This window comes from Phycicoccus duodecadis (assembly GCF_002846495.1).
Taxonomy (GTDB): domain Bacteria; phylum Actinomycetota; class Actinomycetes; order Actinomycetales; family Dermatophilaceae; genus Phycicoccus; species Phycicoccus duodecadis.
This window is the reverse complement of sequence record NZ_PJNE01000001.1, coordinates 1-23,712: the sequence shown is the minus strand read 5'-3', so window position 1 is coordinate 23,712 and position 23,712 is coordinate 1. Positions and strand designations below refer to the sequence as shown.

General features: G+C 71.9%; 17 protein-coding genes and 1 pseudogene. 7 read left to right on the top strand and 11 right to left on the bottom strand.

What is annotated here, in order from left to right:
• Positions 1-4 precede the first annotated feature (4 nt).
• Together ATL31_RS00095 and ATL31_RS00090 are read left to right on the top strand one after the other, a co-directional pair.
• Entirely contained in the window at positions 5-709 is a 705-nt protein-coding gene (locus ATL31_RS00095; RefSeq protein ID WP_245862575.1) for an ABC transporter ATP-binding protein, read from the top strand.
• A gap of 45 nt (positions 710-754) precedes the next feature.
• Positions 755-1,660 carry an SCO6745 family protein gene (locus ATL31_RS00090; protein WP_101393978.1) on the top strand — a complete coding sequence of 302 codons (906 nt, stop codon included), beginning with the start codon at positions 755-757 and terminating at the stop codon, positions 1,658-1,660.
• A 41-nt stretch (positions 1,661-1,701) separates the two neighbouring features.
• Here ATL31_RS00090 and uvrA read toward each other — a convergent pair whose 3' ends face one another.
• Complete coding sequence (uvrA, locus tag ATL31_RS00085) at positions 1,702-4,743, bottom strand: excinuclease ABC subunit UvrA (RefSeq protein WP_101393977.1); 3,042 nt, start codon at positions 4,741-4,743, stop codon at positions 1,702-1,704.
• Positions 4,744-4,770: 27 nt separating this feature from the next.
• Between uvrA and ATL31_RS00080 the strand changes: the two genes are divergently transcribed.
• The 4 genes from ATL31_RS00080 (at position 4,771) to ATL31_RS00065 (ending at position 8,872) form a co-directional block, all read left to right on the top strand.
• Complete coding sequence (locus tag ATL31_RS00080; RefSeq protein ID WP_101393976.1) at positions 4,771-6,564, top strand: glycoside hydrolase family 15 protein; 1,794 nt, start codon at positions 4,771-4,773, stop codon at positions 6,562-6,564.
• A gap of 9 nt (positions 6,565-6,573) precedes the next feature.
• A complete protein-coding gene (locus tag ATL31_RS00075; RefSeq protein ID WP_101393975.1) occupies positions 6,574-7,266 on the top strand; it encodes a maleylpyruvate isomerase family mycothiol-dependent enzyme in 693 nt (230 codons plus the stop codon).
• 5 nt (positions 7,267-7,271) lie between these two features.
• Entirely contained in the window at positions 7,272-7,934 is a 663-nt protein-coding gene (locus tag ATL31_RS00070) for an MBL fold metallo-hydrolase (protein ID WP_101393974.1), read from the top strand.
• Positions 7,935-7,999: 65 nt separating this feature from the next.
• The gene (locus tag ATL31_RS00065) at positions 8,000-8,872 is read left to right on the top strand and encodes an EamA family transporter (protein WP_101393973.1); all 873 of its coding nucleotides are present in this window, start codon (positions 8,000-8,002) and stop codon (positions 8,870-8,872) included.
• Between the two features lie 3 nt (positions 8,873-8,875).
• Here ATL31_RS00065 and ATL31_RS00060 read toward each other — a convergent pair whose 3' ends face one another.
• From ATL31_RS00060 to rpsA, 9 genes are all read right to left on the bottom strand, one after another.
• On the bottom strand, positions 8,876-9,907 hold the full coding sequence (locus tag ATL31_RS00060; RefSeq protein WP_101393972.1) for a TerC family protein: 1,032 nt from the start codon (positions 9,905-9,907) through the stop codon (positions 8,876-8,878).
• 71 nt (positions 9,908-9,978) lie between these two features.
• Positions 9,979-12,090, bottom strand: a complete 2,112-nt coding sequence (gene uvrB / locus ATL31_RS00055) for an excinuclease ABC subunit UvrB (RefSeq protein ID WP_101393971.1) — start codon at positions 12,088-12,090, stop codon at positions 9,979-9,981.
• Positions 12,091-12,145: 55 nt separating this feature from the next.
• Complete coding sequence (gene coaE, locus ATL31_RS00050) at positions 12,146-13,336, bottom strand: dephospho-CoA kinase (protein ID WP_101393970.1); 1,191 nt, start codon at positions 13,334-13,336, stop codon at positions 12,146-12,148.
• A gap of 27 nt (positions 13,337-13,363) precedes the next feature.
• Positions 13,364-13,834: a PPOX class F420-dependent oxidoreductase gene (locus ATL31_RS00045; protein WP_101393969.1), complete on the bottom strand. Its 471-nt coding sequence runs from the start codon at positions 13,832-13,834 to the stop codon at positions 13,364-13,366.
• Between the two features lie 65 nt (positions 13,835-13,899).
• Positions 13,900-14,997 carry an ABC transporter ATP-binding protein gene (locus tag ATL31_RS00040; protein WP_101393968.1) on the bottom strand — a complete coding sequence of 366 codons (1,098 nt, stop codon included), beginning with the start codon at positions 14,995-14,997 and terminating at the stop codon, positions 13,900-13,902.
• 16 nt (positions 14,998-15,013) lie between these two features.
• Positions 15,014-16,309, bottom strand: a complete 1,296-nt coding sequence (locus tag ATL31_RS00035; protein ID WP_101393967.1) for an ABC transporter substrate-binding protein — start codon at positions 16,307-16,309, stop codon at positions 15,014-15,016.
• Between the two features lie 98 nt (positions 16,310-16,407).
• Positions 16,408-17,337, bottom strand: coding sequence for a carbohydrate ABC transporter permease (locus ATL31_RS00030; RefSeq protein WP_211283933.1), 930 nt, complete (start codon positions 17,335-17,337; stop codon positions 16,408-16,410).
• Positions 17,334-18,293 carry a carbohydrate ABC transporter permease gene (locus ATL31_RS00025; RefSeq protein ID WP_101393966.1) on the bottom strand — a complete coding sequence of 320 codons (960 nt, stop codon included), beginning with the start codon at positions 18,291-18,293 and terminating at the stop codon, positions 17,334-17,336. The genes ATL31_RS00030 and ATL31_RS00025 overlap by 4 nt, the downstream gene beginning before the upstream one ends.
• Before the next feature lie 164 nt (positions 18,294-18,457).
• The gene (gene rpsA, locus ATL31_RS00020) at positions 18,458-19,936 is read right to left on the bottom strand and encodes a 30S ribosomal protein S1 (RefSeq protein ID WP_101393965.1); all 1,479 of its coding nucleotides are present in this window, start codon (positions 19,934-19,936) and stop codon (positions 18,458-18,460) included.
• A gap of 154 nt (positions 19,937-20,090) precedes the next feature.
• Here rpsA and ATL31_RS00015 point away from each other — a divergent pair, with 154 nt between their 5' ends.
• Positions 20,091-20,894 carry a class I SAM-dependent methyltransferase gene (locus ATL31_RS00015; protein ID WP_211283932.1) on the top strand — a complete coding sequence of 268 codons (804 nt, stop codon included), beginning with the start codon at positions 20,091-20,093 and terminating at the stop codon, positions 20,892-20,894.
• Positions 20,895-20,909: 15 nt separating this feature from the next.
• On the opposite strand, the pseudogene polA reads toward ATL31_RS00015, so the two are convergent.
• Positions 20,910-23,619 (bottom strand): annotated as a pseudogene (gene polA, locus ATL31_RS00010) (DNA polymerase I).
• Positions 23,620-23,712: the final 93 nt, after the last annotated feature.

Here is a 23,712-nt window from a genome sequence, read left to right as displayed (position 1 = left end):
CGCCATGCTGGAGGTCAAGGACCTCGTGGTGTCCTACGGCAAGATCAAGGCCGTCAAGGGGATCAGCTTCTCGGTCGACGAGGGCGAGGTCGTCTCGCTCATCGGCACCAACGGCGCTGGCAAGACGACCACCCTGCGCACCATCTCGGGGCTGCTGCGCCCGGTGTCGGGGTCGATCACCTTCAAGGGCACCGACCTCACCACCGTGGCGGCCCACGACATCGTGCAGCTCGGGCTGGCGCACTCCCCCGAGGGCCGGCGCATCTTCCCCAAGCTCACGGTCGAGGAGAACCTGCTCCTCGGCGCGTTCGCCCGCAAGGACAAGGGCATCAGGAGCGACCTCGAGGCGGCCTACGCGCTGTTCCCGATCCTCCAGGAGCGGCGCACGCAGCCGGCCGGCACCTTCTCGGGCGGTGAGCAGCAGATGCTCGCGATGGGCCGGGCCATGATGAGCCGCCCCAAGATGCTGATGCTCGACGAGCCGTCGATGGGCCTGTCCCCGCTCATGATGAAGCGCATCATGACCACGGTGTCGACGCTGCAGTCGCAGGGCACGACGATCCTGCTCGTCGAGCAGAACGCCCAGGCGGCGCTGAAGCGGGCGACCAAGGGGTACGTGCTCGAGGTCGGGCGGATCGTGCTGTCCGGCACCGGGCGTGAGCTGCTCGCGAGCGACGACGTCCGCAAGGCCTACCTCGGCGAGGACTGAGACCGGATGCAGGGGGTGGCCTCGGGCAGCCCGTAGCCTGAGCCGATGACGACGACGTCCCGCGATGACGAGGCGGTGGCCGCGGCCGCCCTGGCCTACCGCACCCTCGAGCCGTACCACCTGACGGCGTACTTCGGCCCGCACGTCGATGCGGTGCGTGAGGAGCTCGGCATCGGCTGGCTCGGGTCGTACACCGGGATGCGGGCCGCCCCGCTGGGCGCCGTCCCCGGCCCCGTCGTCGCGGCCGCGTTCTTCGGCTTCCGCCCCCCGGCGGTCGAGAAGGCGTGGGGGCTCGCCCGGCAGGGTCGCTCGCCCGCCGACCTCGACGCGCTCCGCACCCGATGCGTCGACGCCGGCCTGCGCGAGGCCCTGGGCGACGCGGCCTCCTCGCCCGAGCTGGCGCGCGTCGCCGACGGCCTGCGCTCGGTCCTCGACGGCGCCGACCACGGGGGCCGGGTGCTGAGCGCCGCGTACGCCGCCCTCCCCTGGCCCGACGAGCCCCACCTGGCGCTGTGGCACGCCGCCACCCTGTGGCGGGAGTGGCGCGGCGACGGGCACAACGCCGCCCTGGTCGCCGCCGGCCTGCGTCCCCTGGAGGCCCTGGTCCTCTACGACGCGTGGGTCCGCGAGACCAGCCCGGCCACCGCCGGCACGCGCGGGCGCCCGTTCCTGCAGCCGAGCCGCAAGTGGACCGACGACGAGTGGGATGCCGCGACCGTGGCGCTGACCGGCGCCGGGCTGCTGGCCTTCCCCTCGCGCGGCGAGGCCGGCGCGGCGCTCACCCCCGAGGGACGACGGCTGCGCGACGGCATCGAGAGCACGACGGACGCCGTCTCCGCGACGGTCTGGGTGGGCGTCGACGACGCCGCCGGGCTGCTCACCGCCGCCCGGCCCTTCGTCAAGGCCGTCATCGACACCGGCTGGCTGCCCGGGACCCGGCGCAAGGGCTGACGTCGCGGCGGCCCACCCCCGGTGGGGGCGGGCCGCCGGGCTCAGCTGGCCCGGCGCGTCCCGGTCGACTTGGTCGCCCGCTTGGTCGCCGTCTTCGCGGCCGCACCCCGGGCGGGGGCACCCTTGGCCGCAGTGGGGGCCGTGGTGGCACGGGCGCCTCGGTCACGGGTGGCGGTGCGGGCCGTCTTGGCCAGCACCGGGGCGAGGAAGCGGCCGGTGTGCGAGTGCTCGAGCGTGGCGACGTGCTCGGGGGTGCCCTCGGCGATGACCCGGCCGCCGCCGCTGCCGCCCTCGGGGCCGAGGTCGATGAGCCAGTCGGCGCTCTTGATGACGTCGAGGTTGTGCTCGATGACGATGACCGTGTTGCCCTTCTCGACCAGGCCCTGCAGCACGCCGAGCAGCTTGCGGATGTCCTCGAAGTGCAGCCCCGTCGTCGGCTCGTCGAGCACGTAGACGGTGCGCCCGGTGGACCGCTTCTGCAGCTCGGTGGCGAGCTTGACCCGCTGGGCCTCACCCCCCGAGAGCGTGGGAGCGGGCTGGCCGAGGCGGACGTAGCCGAGGCCGACGTCGTTGAGGGTGCGCATGTGCCGGGCGATGCCGGGGACCGCCGCGAAGAAGTCGGCGGCCTCCTCGATCGGCATGTCGAGGACGTCGGCGATGGACTTGCCCTTGAAGTGCACCTCGAGCGTCTCGCGGTTGTACCGGGCCCCGTGGCAGACCTCGCACGGCACGTAGACGTCGGGCAGGAAGTTCATCTCGATCTTGATGGTGCCGTCGCCCGAGCACGCGTCGCAGCGGCCGCCCTTGACGTTGAACGAGAAGCGACCGGGCTGGTAGCCGCGGACCTTCGCCTCCTCGGTGGTGGCGAAGAGCTTGCGGATGGCGTCGAAGACCCCGGTGTAGGTCGCGGGGTTCGAGCGGGGGGTGCGCCCGATCGGGCCCTGGTCGACGTGGACGACCTTGTCGAGGTGCTCGAGGCCGGTGACCGACTTGTGCCGCCCCGGCACCTGGCGGGCACCGTTGAGCTTGTTGGCCAGCACCGTGTAGAGGATGTCGTTGACCAGCGTGGACTTGCCCGAGCCCGAGACGCCGGTGACCGCGACGAGGTTGCCCAGCGGGAACGAGACCGTGACGTCGTCGAGGTTGTGCTCGGTGGCCTTGACCACCGTGACCTCGCGGCCCTTCTCCTGCGGCCGTCGCACGGTGGGCATCGGGATCTCGCGCCGCCCGGAGAGGTACTTGCCGGTGATCGAGTCGGGGTGGGTGAGCAGGTCGGCCACGGTACCGGCGTGCACCACCTCGCCCCCGTGCTCACCGGCGCCGGGGCCGATGTCGACGACCCAGTCGGCGGTGGCGATGGTGTCCTCGTCGTGCTCGACCACGATCAGGGTGTTGCCGAGGTCGCGCAGCCGGGTGAGGGTCTCGATGAGGCGGTGGTTGTCGCGCTGGTGCAGCCCGATGCTCGGCTCGTCGAGGACGTAGAGCACGCCGACCAGGCCGGAGCCGATCTGGGTGGCGAGCCGGATGCGCTGGGCCTCGCCGCCCGAGAGGGTGCCGGCGGGCCGGTCGAGGCTGAGGTAGTCGAGCCCGACGTCGAGCAGGAACCCGAGGCGGGCGTCGATCTCCTTGATGACGCGGGCCGCGATCTGCCGCTCGCGCTCGGTGAACTCGACGGTGGAGAAGAAGCGCGCGGCGTCGGCGATGGCCAGACCCGCGACCTCGGAGATGGACCGGCCACCGATGAGCACCGCGAGGGACTCGGGCTTGAGGCGGGCGCCCTTGCAGGTGGGGCAGGGCACCTCGCGCATGTAGCCCTCGTAGCGCTCACGGCTCCACTCGGAGTCGGTCTCGGAGTGGCGGCGCTTGACGAACGGCACCGCCCCCTCGAACCCCGTGGAGTAGGAGCGCTCGCGGCCGAAGCGGTTGCGGTAGCGGACGTGCACTTTGTGGTTGCGCCCGTGCAGCAGGGCGTCCTGGGCCCGCTTGGGCAGCGCCCGCCACGGCGCGTCCATCGAGAACTTCATCTCGGAGGCCAGGGCGGTCATGACGCGCTGGAAGTACTCGGAGGCCCCGGAGGCGGTGGCCCACGGAGCGATGGCGCCCTCGGACAGGCTGAGGTCGTCGTCGGGGACGATGAGCTCGGGGTCGACCTCGAGCTCGGTGCCGATGCCGGTGCACGCCGGGCACGCGCCGAACGGGCTGTTGAACGAGAAGGAGCGGGGCTCGATCTCGTCCATCGCGAGGGCGTGGTCGTTGGGGCACGCCATCTTCTCGGAGAAGCGGCGTTCGCGCTCGGGGTCGCCCTCCTCACGGTCGACGAAGTCGACGACCACGACGCCGCCGGCCAGCCCGAGTGCGGTCTCGACGGAGTCGGTGAGGCGCCGCTTGGCCGAGGTGTCGGCCGAGCCCTTCGCGACGAGGCGGTCGACGATGACGTCGATGGTGTGCTTGACCTGCTTCTCGAGGGTGGGCGGCTCGGCGAGGGTGACGATCTCGCCGTCGACCCGGGCCCGGGAGAAGCCCTTGGCCTGGAGCTCGGCGAAGAGGTCGACGTACTCGCCCTTGCGGGCGCGCACGACGGGGGCCAGCAGCTGGAAGCGGGTCCGGTCGGGCAGCTCGAGGAGGCGGTCGACGATCTGCTGCGGGCTCTGCCGGGTGATCGGCTCGCCGCAGACGGGGCAGTGCGGGCGGCCCGCGCGGGCGAACAGCAGGCGCAGGTAGTCGTAGACCTCGGTGATGGTGCCGACGGTCGAGCGCGGGTTGCGGTTGGTGGACTTCTGGTCGATCGAGACCGCCGGCGAGAGCCCCTCGATGAAGTCGACGTCGGGCTTGTCCATCTGGCCGAGGAACTGGCGGGCGTAGGCCGACAGCGACTCGACGTAGCGGCGCTGGCCCTCGGCGAAGATCGTGTCGAAGGCCAGGCTGGACTTGCCGGAACCGGACAGGCCGGTGAAGACGACGAGGGCGTCGCGCGGCAGCTCGACGCTGACGTCCTTGAGGTTGTGCTCGCGGGCACCGCGGACGACGAGGTGGTCATGACTCACGGGCTTCACTCTAGGTGGACCCACCGACAGGGCCTTCATCGCAGGTTGGCCGTCTAGGGTCGCCCCGTGAGCACCCCCATCGCCGACTACGCCCTGCTCGGTGACACCGAGCGCGCCGCCCTCGTCAGCCGCTCCGGCTCGGTCGACTGGCTGTGCCTCCCCCGCTTCGACGCCCCGGCCTGCTTCGCCGCCATCCTCGGTGACGACGAGCACGGCCGCTGGCTGCTCGGCCCGGCCGGTGAGGCCCGCTCGACGCGCTCCTACCGCGAGCAGAGCTTCGTCCTCGACACCGTGCACGAGACCGACACCGGCCGCGTCCGGGTGACCGACCTCATGCCCTTCGGCGACGGACGCGCCGACCTGGTCCGGGTCGTCGAGGGTCTCGACGGCGAGGTCGAGATGCTGCACGAGTGGGTCGTCCGCACGCAGTACGGCAAGGTCGTGCCCTGGGTGTCCCGCATCACCGACGACGCCGGCACCACCGTCATCCGGGCCGTGGCCGGCCCCGACATGCTGGTGCTGCGCGGCGACCGGCTGCCCGACCCCGAGGACCACCATCACCGCGACCGGTTCACCGTGGCCGCCGGCGACCGCCTGACGTTCTCGATGACCTGGGTGCCGTCGTGGTGCGACGTCCCACCCGCCCTCGACGTCGACCGACGGGTCGAGGACACGGTGGCGCACTTCGACGAGTGGGCCTCACGGCACACCCACCGGGGGCAGTACCGCGAGGCGGTGACGCGCTCGCTGCTGGTCCTGCGCCTGCTCACCGACGAGCTGCGCGGCGGGATCGTGGCCGCCCCCACGACCAGCCTGCCGGAGAACATCGGCGGCGAGCGCAACTGGGACTACCGCTACTGCTGGCTACGCGACGCCTCGCTGACCCTCGAGGCGCTGCTCTCCTGCGGCTACGTCGACGAGACCCGGCTCTGGCGTGACTGGCTGGTCCGCGCGGTGGCGGGCACGCCTGCCGACCTCCAGATCATGTACGCCGTCGACGGGGGCCGTGAGCTGCCCGAGCGCGAGCTCGACCACCTCCCCGGATATGCCGGGTCGCGCCCGGTGCGGATCGGCAACGGCGCGGTCGACCAGCGCCAGAGCGACGTCCTGGGCGAGGTGATGATCTCGCTCGACGCCGCCCGGCGGCTGGGCGTGACGGAGTCGAGCGAGTCGTGGGCGGTACAGCGGGCGATGGTCGACGACCTGGCCGACCACTGGGACCAGAGCGACCACGGCCTCTGGGAGATCCGGGGCCCGGCGCAGCACTTCACGCACTCGCGGGTGATGGTGTGGGCCGCTTTCGACCGGGCGGTGCGGGCCGTCGAGGAGAACGGGCACGAGGGCGACGTCGAGCGCTGGCGCGACCTACGCGACCGGGTGCACGCCGAGGTGTGCGAGCGCGGCTACGACGCGCAGCGCAACACGTTCACCCAGCACTACGACACCCGCGAGGTCGACGCGGCCCTCCTGCTCATCCCCGTGGTGGGCTTCCTGCCGGCCGACGACGAGCGGGTGCTCGGCACCGTGCGGGCCGTCGAGGAGGACCTCCTGCGCGACGGCTTCGTCCTGCGCTACCGCACCCAGAGCGGCGTCGACGGCCTCGCCGGTGACGAGAACCCGTTCCTGGCGTGCTCGTTCTGGCTGGCCGAGGTCTACGCCCGGACCGGCCGCCTCGCGGACGCCCACGCCCTCATGCAGCGGCTCCTGGCGGTGCGCAACGACCTCGGGCTGCTCTCGGAGGAGTACGACCCCCGCACGGGGCGGCTGGTCGGCAACTTCCCTCAGGCGTTCTCGCACCTGGCGCTGGTCCAGGCGGCCTGCGCGATCGCCGAGGCCGAAGGCACCCGGGTCCCGGAGTAGCGTCGCCCCATGGCCACCGACGTCGACGTCCTCGCCCTCCTCGAGCGCCACACGGCCCGCCTCGAGGCCACCGCCGACGCGCTCGACGACGTCACGGGCCCCAGCCTCTGCGCCGGCTGGACGCGCGGCCACGTCCTCACCCACCTGGCGCGCAACGCCGAGGCCATCGCCCGGATGGTGGGCGCCGCCGTCGACGACACCGGTGAGGCCATGTACCCGTCCGACCAGGCCCGCGACGCCGACATCGACGCCGGGGCCGGGCGCGACGCCGCCACCCAGGCCGCCGACGTCCGCGCCACCGACCACGCCGTCGCCGCCGCCCTGGCCCGGCTCGGCCCCGAGCACGCCGAGCGGCCGGTCGAGCGCACGCCCGGCGGCCGCCTGGTCCCGGCGGGTCGCCTCGGCGCGATGCGGCTGCGCGAAGTGGTCCTCCACCACCTCGACCTCGACGCCGGCTTCGACCTCGGCGACGTCGAGCCCGAGCTGGTCGGCTTCCTGCTCGACGAGGAGGTCACCCGGCTGCGCGCCGTCGACGACCCGCCCGACCTCACCCTCCGCGCCTCCGACGGCTCCCAGTGGACCGTCGGCGTCGGGACCACGGCGGTCTCCGGCAGCCCGGCGGCCCTGCTCGGCTGGCTCGCCCGCGGCCTCACCGCCGGTGTGGCCGGCCATCCCCTCCCCCGCCTCCCCGACGGACGGTGACCCCCATGACCTACTCCGGCGACGTGACCCCCGGCGGCCCGAGCGACGTGCGCGAGCTCGGCGCCGCCACCATCCGCAAGATGTCGGTCTCCGACATGCACAACAACGTCTACCTGCTCACCTGCACCGCCACCGGCCGGCAGCTGCTGGTCGACGCGGCGGACGACGCCGAGCGCTGCCTGGCCCTCGTGGCCGAGGGCACGGGCCGGCTCGACCATCTGGTGACCACCCACCAGCACTGGGACCACGTCCGGGCGCTCGAGGAGGTGGCCCGGGCCACCGGGGCGCGGACCTACGCCGGGGCCGAGGACGCCGACGCCCTGCCCCTGGCGCCCGACGTCCGCCTGGTCCAGGGCGACACGATCACGGTCGGCGACCTCGTGCTCGACGTCGTGCACCTGCGCGGGCACACTCCCGGCTCGGTGGCGCTCTCGTGGCGCGACCCGGAGGGCACCACCCACCTGTTCACCGGCGACTCGCTCTTCCCCGGCGGGGTCGGCAACACCAAGCAGCCGGGCCAGAGCTTCGACGCCCTCTACGGCGACGTGGTCGAGCGGGTCTTCGACGTCTACCCCGACGACACCTGGTTCTACCCCGGCCACGGCGGCGACTCGACCGTCGGCGCCGAGCGCCCGCACCTGCCGGAGTGGCGCGAGCGCGGCTGGTGATTGCGGCCGGACGGCCGCCGTGGACCCCTCCGGCCGTGCCGCGCCGGGCTGGCTAGCCTGGGCCGGTGACGACCGCCGACCGCATCCCCGCGCCGGTCCTGGTCCTCTGCGGCATCGTCTCGGTGCAGTTCGGCGGGGCCCTGGCACAGACCCTGGTGCCGGTGATCGGCGCCGGTGGCTCGGTCACGGTGCGCCTGCTGTTCGCCACCCTCCTGCTGCTCGTGATCGCGCGGCCCCGCTGGCGAGGGCACTCGCGGCGGGCGTGGGCCACCGTGGTCGCGTTCGGGGTGGCCCTGGGCCTGATGAACTTCGCGTTCTACGGCTCACTGGCCCACCTGCCGATCGGGGTGGCCGTCACCATCGAGTTCATCGGCCCCCTGGCGCTGGCTGCGGCCCTGTCGCGCCGGCTGCTCGACGGGCTCGCGGTCCTGGCCGCCGCGGGGGGCGTGGTCCTGATCTCGGAGGCGCTGCACGTGCCGTTCGCCGACCTCGAGTGGACCGGCATCGGGCTGGCCCTGACCGCCGGCGCCTTCTGGGCCGCCTACATCGTGCTGTCGGGGCGCACCGGCGCCGAGTTCCCGCAGCTCGAGGGGCTGGCCCTCGCCATGGTGGTGGCCACCGTCGTCACGCTGCCCTTCGGCGTGGCGAGCATCCCCGGCTGGACCCCGGCCGTCCTGGCGAAGGGTCTGGGGATCGCGGTGATGTCGTCGGTGCTGCCGTACTCGCTCGAGCTGCTGGCGCTGCGCCGGCTGAAGGCCCAGGTCTTCGGGATCCTGCTCAGCCTCGAGCCGGCCTTCGCCGCCCTCGCGGGGCTGCTGGTGCTCGGGCAGCATCTCCGCGCGACCCAGCTGGTGGGGATGGCGCTGGTGGTGGCGGCGTCCGCGCTGGTGCTGGGCCTGGGCGCCCGGCGCGACCCGGCCGAGACCGCCGCGACCTGAGCCCTACGCCTCGGGGGTGTCGTGCATCAGCTCCGGGTGCCGCCCGGTGCGCCAGAGGCTGAGCACGGTGGTGACGCCCAGGATGACGACGATGGCGCCCAGCGACACACCGATGGGCACCTCCGGCACCGGGAAGCCCTCGCCCCCGTTGAGGAACGCCAGGTCGTTCTCGTGCAGCGCGTGCAGGACGAGCTTGACCCCGATGAACGCCAGCAGGACGGCCAGCCCGTAGCTGAGGTAGATGAGCTTCTTCAGCAGGCCGCCGATGAGGAAGTACAGCTGGCGCAGGCCCATCAGCGCGAACAGGTTCGTGGCCAGCACGATGTACGGCTCGCTGGTGAGGCCGTAGATGGCCGGGATGGAGTCGAGCGCGAAGAGCAGGTCGGTGGTGCCGAGCGCCAGGATGACGAAGAACAGCGGGGTCGCGACCCGGGCGCCGTTCTCGTGGGTGAAGAGCCGGGTCCCGGCGTACTCCTTGGTGGCCGGGAAGCGCTTCTCCATGAGGCGCATGAACCGGTTCTCCTCGTACTCGTCGTCGTCGGTCTCGCCGCCCTTGGCGAGCTTGACGGCGGTGTAGACGAGGAAGGCGCCGAAGAGGTAGAAGATCCAGCTGAAGTTGTTGATGGCGGCCGCGCCGACGGCGATGAAGAGGCCGCGGAGCACGATGGCGATGACGATGCCGACCATGAGCGCGAACTGCTGGTACTTCTCGGGCACCGAGAAGCTCGCCATGATGAGGATGAAGATGAAGAGGTTGTCGACCGAGAGCGAGTACTCGGTGAGCCAGCCCGCGAAGAACTCCCCGGCCAGCCGGCCGCCGGCCAGCCACCACAGCCCCAGCCCGAAGACCACGGCGGCGCCCACGTAGATGCCGAGGGCCACGGTGAGCTCGCGGGTCGAGGGCCGGTGCGGCCGCCGCGAGATGACGACGATGTCGAGGGCGAGGACGGCGGCGGCGACCCCGAGGGTGACCCACCACACCCAGGGCGCCAGGTCGAGGGACGGCGTTGCGGCAGGAAGGGTCGCAGGGAGCACCGCGTGAGTCTATGCGGCGGCCGCCGGGGGTTCGCGTCGGCGGCCCGCCGCCGGACCGCGGCGCCCGGAGGTCAGCCCGTGGCGGCACTCATCTGCCGCAGCTCCTTCTTCAGGTCGCCGATCTCGTCGCGCAGGCGGGCGGCGAGCTCGAAGTGCAGGTCGCCGGCGGCCTGGTGCATCTGCGTGGTGAGCTCCTGGATGAGGTCGGCGAGCTCGCTGGCCGGCACGCCCTCGACCCGCCGCGTGACGAGGGAGGCGTCGGCCGCGGCCGCCCCGCGCCCGCCCCGGCCGCCGTCGGACTTGCCGCGCGAACGGGCCCGGCCGGAGCCCAGCAGCTCCTCGGTGTCGGCGTCCTCGCGCTGGAGCATGTCGGTGATGTCGGCGATCCGCTTGCGCAGCGGCTGGGGGTCGAGGCCGTGCTCGAGGTTGTAGGCGACCTGCCGGGCCCGGCGACGGCTGGTCTCGTCGACGGCCTCGGCCATGGAGGGCGTCATCTTGTCGGCGTACATGTGCACCTGCCCCGAGACGTTGCGGGCGGCGCGGCCGATGGTCTGGATGAGGGAGCGGGCGCTGCGCAGGAACCCCTCCTTGTCGGCGTCGAGGATGGCGACCAGCGACACCTCCGGCAGGTCGAGACCCTCGCGCAGCAGGTTGATGCCGACCAGCACGTCGTACTCCCCCAGCCGCAGCTCGCGCAGCAGCTCGACCCGGCGCAGGGTGTCGATGTCGCTGTGCAGGTACCGGACCCGTACCCCCTTGTCGAGGAGGTAGTCGGTGAGGTCCTCGGCCATCTTCTTGGTGAGGGTGGTGACCAGCACGCGCTCGTTCTTCTCGGTGCGCAGCCGGATCTCGTGCAGGAGGTCGTCGATCTGGCCCTTGGTCGGCTTGAGCACGACCTCGGGGTCGACCAGGCCGGTGGGCCGGATGATCTGCTCGACCACGCCGTCGCCCTTGGCCAGCTCGTAGGAGCCCGGGGTCGCCGACAGGTAGACGGTCTGGCCGATGCGGCCCAGGAACTCCTCCCACTTCAACGGCCGGTTGTCCATGGCCGACGGCAGCCGGAAGCCGTGCTCGACCAGGGTGCGCTTGCGGGACATGTCGCCCTCGTACATCGCGCCGATCTGCGGCACGGTGACGTGCGACTCGTCGAGGACCAGGAGGAAGTCCTCGGGGAAGTAGTCGAGCAGACAGTTGGGCGCCGAGCCGGGCGCGCGGCCGTCGATGTGCAGCGAGTAGTTCTCGATGCCCGAGCACGAGCCGACCTGGCGCATCATCTCGATGTCGTAGGTGGTGCGCATCCGCAGCCGCTGGGCCTCGAGCAGCTTGCCCTGCTTCTCGAACAGCTCGAGCTGGGCCTCGAGCTCCTTCTCGATACCGGCGATGGCGCGCTCCATCCGGGCCGGCCCCGCGACGTAGTGGGTGGCGGGGAAGACGTACATCTCGTCCTCCTCGCGCAGCACCTCGCCGGTGAGGGGGTGCAGGGTGTAGAGCCGCTCGACCTCGTCGCCGAAGAACTCGATGCGCAGCGCGTGCTCCTCGTAGACCGGGATGATCTCGACGGTGTCGCCACGCACCCGGAAGGTGCCCCGGGTGAAGGCCAGGTCGTTGCGGGTGTACTGCATCTGGACGAAGCGCCGGATGAGGTCGTCACGGTTGACCTCGTCGCCGACCCGCAGCGGCACCATCCGGTCGACGTACTCCTGCGGGGTGCCGAGGCCGTAGATGCACGACACCGACGCCACCACGATGACGTCGCGGCGGGTGAGCAGGCTCTGCGTGGCGGAGTGCCGCAGCCGCTCGACCTCGTCGTTGATCGAGGAGTCCTTCTCGATGTAGGTGTCGGTCTGGGGGACGTAGGCCTCGGGCTGGTAGTAGTCGTAGTAGCTGACGAAGTACTCGACCGCGTTGTTGGGCAGCAGCTCGCGGAACTCGTTGGCGAGCTGCGCCGCGAGGGTCTTGTTGGGCGCCATGACCAGCGTGGGGCGCTGCACCTGCTCGATGAGCCAGGCCGTGGTGGCCGACTTGCCGGTACCGGTGGCGCCGAGCAGCACGACGTCCTGCTCGCCGGCGTTGATGCGCCGGGTGAGCTCGGCGATGGCCTTGGGCTGGTCACCGGCCGGGGAGAACTCGGAGATGACCTCGAAGGGCGCGACGCGACGCTTGAGCTCGGTGGTGGGACGCATGCCTCTACGGTAGGCCCGGCCACCGACAGCCGGGCCCGGCGCCACCGGACCCGCGTCAGGGCGCCGGCGGCGGAGCCCACCCCGTGGCCTCGGCCCACGCCCGGGCCCGGTCGTACGCGGCGTCGAACCAGGGCTCCTTGGCCTCGACGTAGGCGTCGAGTCGCGGCATCCGGGCCGCGAGCTCGGTCTTGACCCTGGCGTAGGCGTCGCGCTCGGCCGGCTCTGAGCGCAGCCAGTCCCGGAAGAGCAGGGCGAACCGCCAGCCGGGCGACCCCACCTCCCGCACGTGGACGTGCACCACCCGGCCCGGGTCGGCGCTGCCGTGGAAGCGCTTCGGCCACGGCCGGCCGTCCTTCCCGTGGTCGGCCCAGTCGCCCGCCGGTCGCGGGAAGCCCATCGCGGCCATCGCCGCCACGAAGGCCGGGGCGTCGGCCTCGGCCAGCGAGCGCACGCCCACCTGGAGGTCGACGACGTCCTTGGCGAGCAGGCCCGGGACGGCCGTGGACCCGATGTGGTCGAGGGTCATGGCGGCGTCGCCGACGGCGTGGCGGACGCGGGCGAGCAGCCGACCGGCCTGAGCGGGCCACGTGGGGTCGGGCGGGCTCAGCACCAGCGCCGGCAGCCGGCTCCGGGCCCCGGCGGCCAGGTTCTCGGCGAAGGGCTCGACCCGCGCGTGCCACAGCCGGCGCACGGCGCCGTCGAGCGCGCCCCGCGGGCCGTCGTTGTCGAGCCACACGTCGGCGGCCGCCCTGCGAGCGTCGTCGTCGGCCTGGGCGGCGATCCGCGCCCGCGCGTCGGCCTCCGGCATCCCGCGGTCCTCGACCAGCCGGCGCCGGCGCTCGGCCTCCGACGCGCCCACGACGACGACCAGGTGGTACTCCCCCGCCATCCGCTTCTCGACCAGGAGGGGCATGTCGTGCACCACCACCGAGCCCTCGGGCACCGCGGCCATCAGGGCGGCGGTGCGCTCCCAGATGGCCGGATGCGTGATGGCCTCGAGGTCGCGCAGGGCGGCGGGATCGCCGAACACGACGCGCCCCAGCGCCGCCCGGTCGAGCACCCCGTGGGCGTCGACCAGACCCGGGCCGAACCGCTCGGCGACGGCGGCCAGGGCCGGTGTCCCCGGCTCGAGCACCGACCGGGCCACCGCGTCGGCGTCGACCACCACGGCCCCGAAGGACGCCATCGCGGCGGCGACCGTGGACTTGCCCGACCCGATGCCCCCGGTGAGGCCGACGCGCAGCATGCGCCCGACCCTAGCGGCGTGCGGGGCTCAGGCGTCGGCCAGGCGGGCGGGGAAGCCGCCGGTGGCCACCGGCGACCAGCGGGTCGGGGTGATGCGCAGCAGCGACTTCCCCTGCTCGACCATGGCGCGCCGGTACTCGTCCCAGTCGGAGTGCTCGCCGGCGATGTTGCGGAAGTACTCGACGAAGGGCTCGACGTCGTCGGCCGCGTCGACCACCTCGGCGTCGCCGTCGACCTGCACCCACGCGCCCCCGAAGTCGTCCGAGAGCACCACCACGCTGCAGCGGGGGTCGCGGCGCGCGTTGTGCACCTTGGCCCGCTCGGGGTAGCTGGTCACCACGATGCGGCCGGAGTCGTCGACCCCGCCGGTGACCGGCGAGGCCTGGGGGCGCCCGTCGGAGCCGCGCGTCGTCATCAGCACCATGTGGTGCCGGGGGCGGACGAACTCCAGGAGCCCGTCGAGGTCGACCGTCGTGTTCGTCGCGATGCTGCGTGCCATGCCCTCAGCCTGACACGCCGGGCGCCCGTCGCGTCCACCCGGGTGGACGCGACGGGCTCGAGGGGTCAGGCGCCGAGCCGGTTCCCGGTGGCGGCGTCGAAGACGTGCGCCTCGGCCTCGACCGGGCGCACCCGGATCCGCTCGCCGACCGCGACGCCGGCGCGCTTGTCGGTCTTGATGGTGACCCGCTCGCCCTCGGCCCCGTCGGCGTCCTCACCGAGCCGGCGGCCGTAGACGAACGACTCCGACCCGAGGGACTCGACCAGCTCGACGGTGAGCGGCAGGCCGCCCTCGTCGGACTCGGGCACGATGCGCCAGGACTCCGGGCGGAACCCCACGACGACACCGCCCGTGGCCTGCGCCGCCACCTCCCGGTCGAGGGCCACCGGCAGTCCGTGCACGTCGGCCCGTCCGTCGGTGACGGTGGCGTCGACGAGGGTGATGGCCGGTGACCCGATGAACGCGGCCACGAAGGTGTTGACGGGCTTGTCGTAGAGCTCCTCGGGGGCCGCCGCCTGCTGCAGGCAGCCGTCCTTGAGCACCGCGACGCGGTGCCCCATCGTCATGGCCTCGACCTGGTCGTGGGTCACGTACACGGTGGTGATGCCGAGCCGGCGCTGCAGCCCCGCGATCTGGCTCCGGGTCGAGACCCGGAGCTTGGCGTCAAGGTTCGAGAGCGGCTCGTCCATGCAGAACACCTTGGGCTGGCGCACGATGGCGCGGCCCATGGCCACCCGCTGGCGCTGGCCGCCGGACATCTGCCCCGGCTTGCGGTCGAGCAGGTCCTCGAGCTCGAGGATCTTCGCGGCCCGGGCGACCCGCTCCTTGGTCTCGGACTTGGGCACCTTGGAGTTGTCGAGCGCGAAGGCCATGTTCTGCGCGGCCGTCATGTTCGGGTAGAGCGCGTAGCTCTGGAACACCATCGCGATGTCCCGGTCACGCGGGCGCACACCCTTCTGGTCGTGCCCGTCGACCAGGATGCGACCGTCGTCGATGGGCTCCAGGCCCGCGAGCATCCGCAGGCTCGTCGACTTGCCACACCCCGAAGGGCCGACGAGGACCAGGAACTCCCCGTCGGCGATGTCGAGCGTCACCGCGTCGACCGCCGGCGGGGCGTCCTTGGCGTAGCGGCGCGTGGCCGCGTCGAAGTAGACCGTTGCCATCAGGCGTCTTCCGTCCTCAGAGCTTGGACTTGATCTGGCTCTCGAACACCTGCTGGGACTCCGCGTCCAGGGCCTTGAAGACCGTCGCGACGTCCTGGCCCTGGGCGACCTGGTCGAGGGCCTTGCCGATGCGCGCGCCACCGCCGGGCAGCAGCACGCGCGCGTTGTCCTGGCTGCGGGTGTGCTCGAGCTGGTCGATCGCGGTCTTGGAGTTGGGGTTCTTCTCGAGGAAGGTCTTCTCCTCGGGCAGCTCGACGGCCGACTTGCGCACCGGCATGTACCCCGTGGCCTGGGTGAAGGTGACCGTGTTCTGCGCGTTGGTGAGGAACTCGGCGAACTTCACGGCGTTGGCCTTGCGGGCGTCCGAGATGTTGGCCGGCACGGCCACCCCGGCGCCGCCGGTGGGGCAGTTGTCGGTGCCGGGCAGGAAGGCGGTCCCGAACTCGAACTTGGCGTCCTTGGTGATGCCGCCGAGGGAGCCGGTGGACTGCAGGATGCAGCCGGCCAGACCGGCCGAGAAGTCGGCCTCCGGGGTGGCGTTGTACTTGACGACCCCGGCCTTGGTGAGGTCCTGGAGGTACTGACCGGCCTTGATCGTGTTGGGGTCGGAGAAGGTGGGCTGCCACTCCTTGGAGTAGGCGCCACCGAAGTCCCAGGCGATGTTCTGGAAGTACCAGTCGAGGTAGTTGGAGCCGTCGGCGAGCTCCATGGCGAACTTGCCCGAGCCGACGGCGGCCTTGAGCGCGGTCGACCACTCCTTGAACTCGTCCCAGTCCTTGGGGCCGCGGTCCTCGAGGCCGGCCTTGGCCCAGAGCTCCTTGTTGTAGTAGAAGAGCGGCGTGGAGCGCGCGTACGGCAGCGCGAAGTGGCCGTCGGCGTAGGTGTAGTCGTTGTAGAGCGCGTCGACGTAGTCGCCGGTCTCGACCTTGGCGGTGCCGAGCAGGTCGTCGAGCTTCGAGAGCTGCTTGTTGAGGGCGAAGTTGAACCAGGTGACGTCGGAGACGACGACCAGGTCGGGCAGCTGGCCCCCCGCGAGGGAGGCGTTGAACTTCTGCGCCACCTCCTCGTAGTTCTTGCCCGCGTCGACCAGCTTGACAGTCAGGCCCGGGTTCTCCTTCTGGAAGGCCGCGATGATCTGCTGCTCGACCGGCTTGCTGCTGCCGGGGTGGTTGCTCCAGAACTCGATGGTGTTGCTGGCGCCACTGGCCTTGTCGGGGCTGGCGCTGCTACCGGTTCCGGCGCAGGCCGAGAGCCCTGCGATGCCGGCCGTGCCGGCCAGTCCGAGGAGTCCGCGACGGGTGAGCTGGTTCATGTCGTGCCTTCCGTGTCGCCCGGGCGGGTGTCGCCCGGGTGGGGGTTCGTGAGGGGGTGTGCTCGGTCGGTGGTCGGTGGTCGGTGGTCTTCGGTCGGTCAGCTCTTCACGGCGCCGGCGGTGAGGCCCTTGATCATCTGCCGCTGCAGGACCAGGAAGAGCACCAGGACCGGCAGCATGGCCAGCACCGTGCCGGCCATCACCGGCCCCCAGTTCGTGACGCCGTCGTTGTTCTGCAGCAGGGTCAGCCCGACCGGCAGCGGGGCGGTGCGCTCGTCGTCGGACATCAGGAACGGCCAGAGGTACTCGTTCCACTCGTTGACCACGGTGATGAGCGAGAACGCCACCAGGGTCGGCCACGACATCGGCAGCACCACGCGCCAGAGGAGCTTCAGCGGCCCGGCGCCGTCGAGGCGCGCGGCCTCGATGATCTCGCTCGGCAGGCTGAGGAACTGGTTGCGCATCAGGAAGGTGCCGAAGGCGACGCCGGCCAGCGGGATGATGATCCCCTGGAAGGTGTTGCGCCAGCCGAGCTGGGCCACCAGCGCGTAGTTGCTGATGACCGTGATCTGGTTGGGCACCATCAGGGCCGCGATGACGACGAGGAACACCAGGCCGCGGCCGGGGAAGCGCAGCAGCGAGAGTGCGTAGGCGCTCAGCACGCCCAGCACGATCTTCGAGACCGAGAGCACCACCGTGATGATCACCGAGTTGCGCATGTACCGCAGGAACGGGATGCGCGTGGTGACGTCGTGGTAGTTGTTCGTGGTCCCCGGGTCGGGCAGCCACTGCGCGGGCTGGACGTAGATGTCCTGGCGCTCCTTGAGCGAGGTGACCACGATCCAGAACAGCGGGACGGCCACGACGAGGACCACGAGGAGCATCGCGACGTAGCCCGCGGCGGTCATCGCGGGCGAGCGGTGCGAGGCGGCCTCGGCGCCGTGGGCGACCCCGCGCCCCCGGCGACGGCGCGACGGCTGCTCGGGTGCCTCGTCGACGCGGCCGACGGGCGTGGTGGTGGCGCTCATGTCTGCGGCCGATCCATGACGCGGACCTGGACGATCGTGACGACCAGGAGGATGAGGAACATGACGGTGGCCACCGTCGCGCCGTAGCCGGCCCGCAGGTTGACGAAGGTCTCGCGGTACACCTGGTAGACGAGCGTCATGGTGCCGTCGCCCACCGGCCCGCCGCGGGTCATCACGTTGATGATGTCGAACACCTGCACCGAGCTCAGCAGCACCGTGATGGACAGGAAGAACGTCGTCGGCCGCAGCTGGGGCAGCAGCACCCTGCGGAAGTGCGTCCAGGGCGAGGCGCCGTCGATCTCGGCCGCCTCGTCGAGGTCGGCCCGCCGGCCCTGCAGCGCCGCCAGGTAGATGACGAAGCTGTAGCCGAGGGTCTTCCAGATGTAGGTGAAGGTCACCATGAACAGCGCCCATCCCGGGCGCTGGTAGAAGTCGGGCACGGCGACCCCGACGCGGGTCAGCAGGTCGCGCACCAGGCCGAAGCTGGGGTCGAAGACGAACTGGAAGGCCACGCCCACCGCGGCGCCGGAGATGACGAACGGCGCGAACACCACCGAGCGCACGACGTTGCGGCCGCGCAGGCGCTGGTCGAGCAGCATGGCCAGGGCCAGGCCCAGCCCCATCGAGATGCCGACGGTCGCGACGGTGAAGATCAGCGTGTTCGACAGCACCGTGCGGGTGTCGTCGCGCCCGAACCACTCGACGTAGTTGGCGAAGCCCACCGGGTTGGCCACCGGCGCCGAGATGTTCCAGTCGGTGAACGAGAGGCGGATGTTGTCGAGCAGCGGCCGGTAGGTGAACACGATGAGGAGGACCAGGTTGGGGGCCAGGAGGAGCCCGGCGAGGCTCCACTCCCAGGCGCGCCCGCTGGAGCGCCGCGGCGGGGGCCCGACCGGCTCAGGTGGCCCTGAGCGTTCCCCCGGCGCGACGTCTCGGTCCGAGGTCGTCGACTGCACGTCGACAACCTAGCCCGCAGAGTTACGTGGCGGCGTGCACGGCGTGAACGACTTTCGTCGAGGGGGCCAACGCTCGGCCCGGGCTCCGGACGCCCCCTGCGCGGCTCCGGGAACGCGCAGGGCCCCGGACCGTGACGGTCCGGGGCCCTGCGGTGACGCGGGCGTCAGTTGCCGGTGAGCTTCTCGCGCAGCGCGGCGAGCGCCTCGTCGGAGGCGAGGGTGCCCTCGTTGACGGGAGCGGCCGGGCGCACGGCGGGCGCCTCGTCGGTGCTCTCGGACGAGTACGAGGTCGCGGCCTCGCCGGCGGCCTCGGCGTCGGCCTTGACGGCCGCCTCGACCTGGGCCCGGTGGGCCTCCCAGCGGGCGTGGGCCTCGGCGTACTGCTTCTCCCAGGCCTCGCGCTGGGTCTCGTAGCCCTCGAGCCACTCGTTGGTCTCCGGGTCGAAGCCCTCGGGGTACTTGTAGTCACCCTTCTCGTCGTACTCGGCGGCCATGCCGTACAGGGTCGGGTCGAACTCGACCTGGCCGGCGCCGTCCTCGTTGGCCTGCTTCAGGCTGAGCGAGATGCGGCGACGCTCGAGGTCGATGTCGATGACCTTGACGAAGATCTCCTGGCCGACGGTGACGACCTGCTCGGGCAGCTCGACGTGACGCTCGGCGAGCTCGGAGATGTGCACCAGGCCCTCGATGCCGTCGTCGACGCGCACGAACGCACCGAACGGGACGAGCTTGGTGACCTTGCCCGGGACGACCTGGCCGATCGCGTGGGTCCGGGCGAAGTGCTGCCAGGGGTCCTCCTGCGTCGCCTTGAGCGACAGCGAGACGCGCTCGCGGTCCATGTCGACGTCGAGCACCTCGACGGTGACCTCGTCGCCGACCTCGACGACCTCGGACGGGTGGTCGATGTGCTTCCAGGACAGCTCGGAGACGTGCACGAGACCGTCGACGCCGCCGAGGTCGACGAACGCACCGAAGTTGACGATGGAGGACACGACACCCGTGCGGACCTGGCCCTTGCCGAGCTCCTTGAGGAACGTCGTGCGGACCTCGGACTGGGTCTGCTCGAGCCAGGCACGGCGCGACAGGACCACGTTGTTGCGGTTCTTGTCGAGCTCGATGATCTTGGCCTCGATCTCCTTGCCGACGTACGGCTGGAGGTCGCGCACCCGGCGCATCTCGACGAGCGAGGCGGGGAGGAACCCGCGCAGGCCGATGTCGAGGATGAGGCCGCCCTTGACGACCTCGATGACGGTGCCGGTGACGACGCCGTCCTCCTCCTTGATCTTCTCGATCGTGCCCCAGGCGCGCTCGTACTGGGCGCGCTTCTTGGACAGGATCAGACGACCCTCCTTGTCCTCCTTCTGGAGGACCAGGGCCTCGACCTCGTCGCCGACCTTGACGACGTCGTTGGGGTCGACGTCGTGCTTGATGGACAGCTCGCGGGAGGGGATGACACCCTCGGTCTTGTAGCCGATGTCGAGGAGGACCTCGTCGCGGTCCACCTTGACGATGCGACCCTCGACGATGTCGCCGTCGTTGAAGTGCTTGATCGTCGCGTCGATCGCGGCGAGGAGGTCTTCCTCAGAGCCGATGTCGTTGATGGCAATCTGAGGGGCGGTCGTGGCGACCGTGCTGGCAGTCATGTAGTAGGAACTCCGATGTGGACAGGTGGACTCGAGTGGATGAAGCGGGCGCACACCGGTGTCGCGAACGGCACACGGGTGCTCGCACAGCCTACTCGTGCCCGCACACCACCGGCAAAACGGTCCAGGCCCGCCGGCCGAGCGGGGGTCGACGGTGACCCAGGAGGCCGGCCGCCGCCCGGTGGGCGCCGGCGAGACGGTGGCCGCCAACCGGGCCTGGTGGGACGCCGAGGCCGAGGACTACCACGCCGAGCACGGCTCGTTCCTCGACGACGCGGGCTTCGTGTGGGGCCCCGAGGGCTGGACCGAGGACGAGCTGGACCTCCTGGGTGTCACGCCCGGCCACACCGTCGTCGAGATCGGCGCCGGTGCGGCCCAGTGCTCGCGCTGGCTCGCACGCCACCGGGGCGCGCGGGTCGTCGCCAGCGACCTCTCGGGCGGGATGCTCGCCACCTCCCGTCGCATCGACGCCGGCCGGGCCGACGGCACGGCGCCGGTCCCCCTGCTCCAGTGCGACGGGACGCGTCTGCCGCTGGCCGACGCCTCGGTCGACCGCGTCTTCACGGCCTACGGCGTCGTCCCCTTCGTGGCCGACAGCGAGGCGGTGCTGCGCGAGGCGGCCCGGGTGCTGCGCCCGGGCGGTCGCTTCGTGTTCTCGACCTCGCACCCGGTGCGGTGGGCCTTCCCCGACGTCCCGGGCCCCGAGGGGCTCACGGCCACCACGTCCTACTTCGACCGCACCCCCTACGTCGAGAGCGCCGCCGGGGTCCCGACCTACGTCGAGCACCACCGCACGCTGGGCGACCTGGTGCGCCAGGTCGTGGCGGCCGGCTTGACCCTCGTCGACCTCGTCGAGCCGGAGTGGCCCGCGCGCAACCGGCAGTCCTGGGGCGGCTGGTCACCGCTGCGCGGCCGCCTCCTGCCCGGTACCGCCATCCTCGTGTGCGAGCGCCCGTGAGCCGAGCCGCCGGGCTCAGTGCGCGGCGTCGTGCCAGGAGCGGCCGACACCGACGCTGACGTCGAGCGGCACGTCGAGGGCGATGGCGGCGCCCATCTCGCGGCGGACCAGCGCCTCGACGTCGGCCCGCTCGCCCTCGGCGACCTCGAGCACGAGCTCGTCGTGCACCTGGAGCAGCATCCGGCTGCGGGCGCCCTCGGCGCGCAGTGCGGCGTCGACCCCCTTCATGGCGAGCTTGATGATGTCGGCGGCCGAGCCCTGGATGGGCGCGTTCAGCGCCATCCGCTCGGCGCCCTCGCGGCGCTGCCGGTTGTCGCTGAGCAGGTCGGGCAGGTAACGGCGCCGGCCCAGCATGGTGGCGGTGTAGCCGGTGGCCCGGGCTTCGACGACGATCTCGCGGAGGTAGTCGCGCACCCCGCCGAAGCGGGCGAAGTACTCGTCCATCAGGCCCTGGGCCTCGCCGGTACCGATGGTCAGCTGCTTGGACAGGCCGAAGGCCGACAGCCCGTAGGCCAGGCCGTAGCTCATCGCCTTGACCTTGCTGCGCATCTCGGGGGTGACGTCCTCGGGCGCGACGCCGAAGACCCGGGCACCGACGAACCGGTGCAGGTCCTCGCCGGTGCGGAAGGCCTCGATGAGCCCCTCGTCGCCGGAGAGGTGGGCCATGATCCGCATCTCGATCTGGCTGTAGTCGGCCGACATCAGCGACTCGTAGCCCTCGCCGACGACGAAGACCTCACGGATGCGGCGCCCCTCCTCGGTGCGGATGGGCACGTTCTGCAGGTTGGGGTCGGTGGACGACAGCCGCCCGGTGGCCGCGATGGTCTGCAGGTACGTGGTGTGGATGCGCCCGTCGTCGGCCACCGACTTGATCAGCCCCTCGACGGTGACCCGCAGCCGGCTGGTGTCGCGGTGGCGCAGCAGCGCCTCGAGGAAGGGGTGCTGGGTCTTCACGAACAGGTCGGCCAGGGCGTCGGCGTCGGTGGTGTAGCCGGTCTTGGTGCGCTTGGTCTTGGCATCCCGAGCTGCTCGAAAGAGCACCTCCTGCAGCTGCTTGGGGCTGCCGAGGTTGACGTCCTCGCGCCCGATGGCGTCGTAGGCGTCCTGCTGGGCCTGGCGCATCTTGGCGGCGAAGTCGGCCTCGAGCGCGGTGAGGGCGTCGCCGTCGACGGCGATGCCGGTGCGCTCCATCGTGGCCAGGATGTCGACCAGCGGGAGCTCCAGGTCGCGCAGGAGGTCCGAGCCGCCGGTCTCGTCGAGCTTGACGGCCAGCGCCTCGGACAGCTCGAGCACCGCCCGGGCCCGCACCATGGCGTCGCGGGCCGCGGTGTCGTCACCCTCCTCGACGTCGAAGGAGAGGGTGCCCTGGCGGCCCTGGTCGGCGGTGGCGGGGGCGTCGGCGCTGAGCTCGCGGCCCAGGTGGCGCACCACGAGGTCCTCGAGGTCGTAGGAGCGCTGGTCCGGCCGCACCAGGTAGGCGCCAGCGCGGTGTCGCTGGTGACCCCGGCCAGGGTGAGCCCGCGGGTGGAGAGGGCCTGGAGCTGGGGTTTGGCGTCGTGCAGGACCTTGGGCGCGGACGGGTCGGCCAGCCACGAGGCCAGGGCGGCCTCCTGCTCGGGGGTGAGCGTGCCGAGGTCGAGGTGGGCGGTGGCGCCGTCGGTGCCCGCCAGCGAGATGGCGCCGGCGTCGCCTGCCCCGGCCCGGTACTCGCCGGCCACCACGACGCCGTGGGGGAGCGTGCGGCCCACCCCGCCGTCGCCGAAGCGCACCGTGAGGTCGTCGGCGGTGAAGACCTCGCCGTCGAGCTCGAAGCCGCCCTCGACCTCGTCGGCCTCGACCTCGAAGGTCTGGAAGAGCCGGTCGCGCAGCACCCGGAACTCGAGCCCGTCGAAGACCCGGTGCACCTCCTCGCGGTCCCACGAGGTGCGCTCGAGGTCGGCGACATCGAGGGGCAGCTCGAGGTCGTCGACCAGCCGGTTGAGCCGGCGGTTGCGCAGCACGTCGTCGAGGTGGGCCCGCAGGTTCTCGCCGGCCTTGCCCTTGATCTCGTCGACGTGGGCCACCACGCCCTGCAGGTCGCCGTACTGGGCGAGCCACTTCGCGGCGGTCTTGGGCCCCACTCCCGGGACGCCGGGCAGGTTGTCGCTGGACTCGCCCACGAGGGCCGCGAGGTCGCTGTAGCGGTCGGGGGGGACGAGGTACTTCTCCTCGACGGCGGCGGGGTCCATCCGCCACACCTCGGACACCCGCGCACCGGGTAGACCAGGGTGACCTTGTCGGAGACGAGCTGGAAGGCGTCGCGGTCGCCGGTGCAGACGACGACCTCGCCCCCGGCCTCGACCGCCTGCCGCGTGAGGGTGGCGATGACGTCGTCGGCCTCGAAGCCCTCGACCCCGACGTGCCGGATGCGCAGGGCGTCGAGCACCTCGCGCAGGAGCGGCAGCTGGCCCGAGAACTCGGTGGGGGTCTTGGCGCGGCCGGCCTTGTACTCGGCGTACTGCTCGAGCCGGAAGGTCTGTCGCGAGACGTCGAAGGCGACGCCGACGTGGGTGGGGGCCTCGTCGCGCAGGACGTTGATGAGCATGGCCGTGAAGCCGTAGACGGCGTTGGTGTTCTGGCCGGTGCTGGTCGAGAAGTTCTCGACCGGGAGGGCGAAGAAGGCCCGGTAGGCCAGCGAGTGTCCGTCGAGGAGGAGGAGCTTCACGCATGGCAGCCTATCGACCATGACCGACACCCCCGCCGCCCCGGACCCCGCCTCCTCCCCCGCCGGCGAGCATGCCTCCGCCCTGGCCGCGATGACCGCGGCCAACCCCGACTC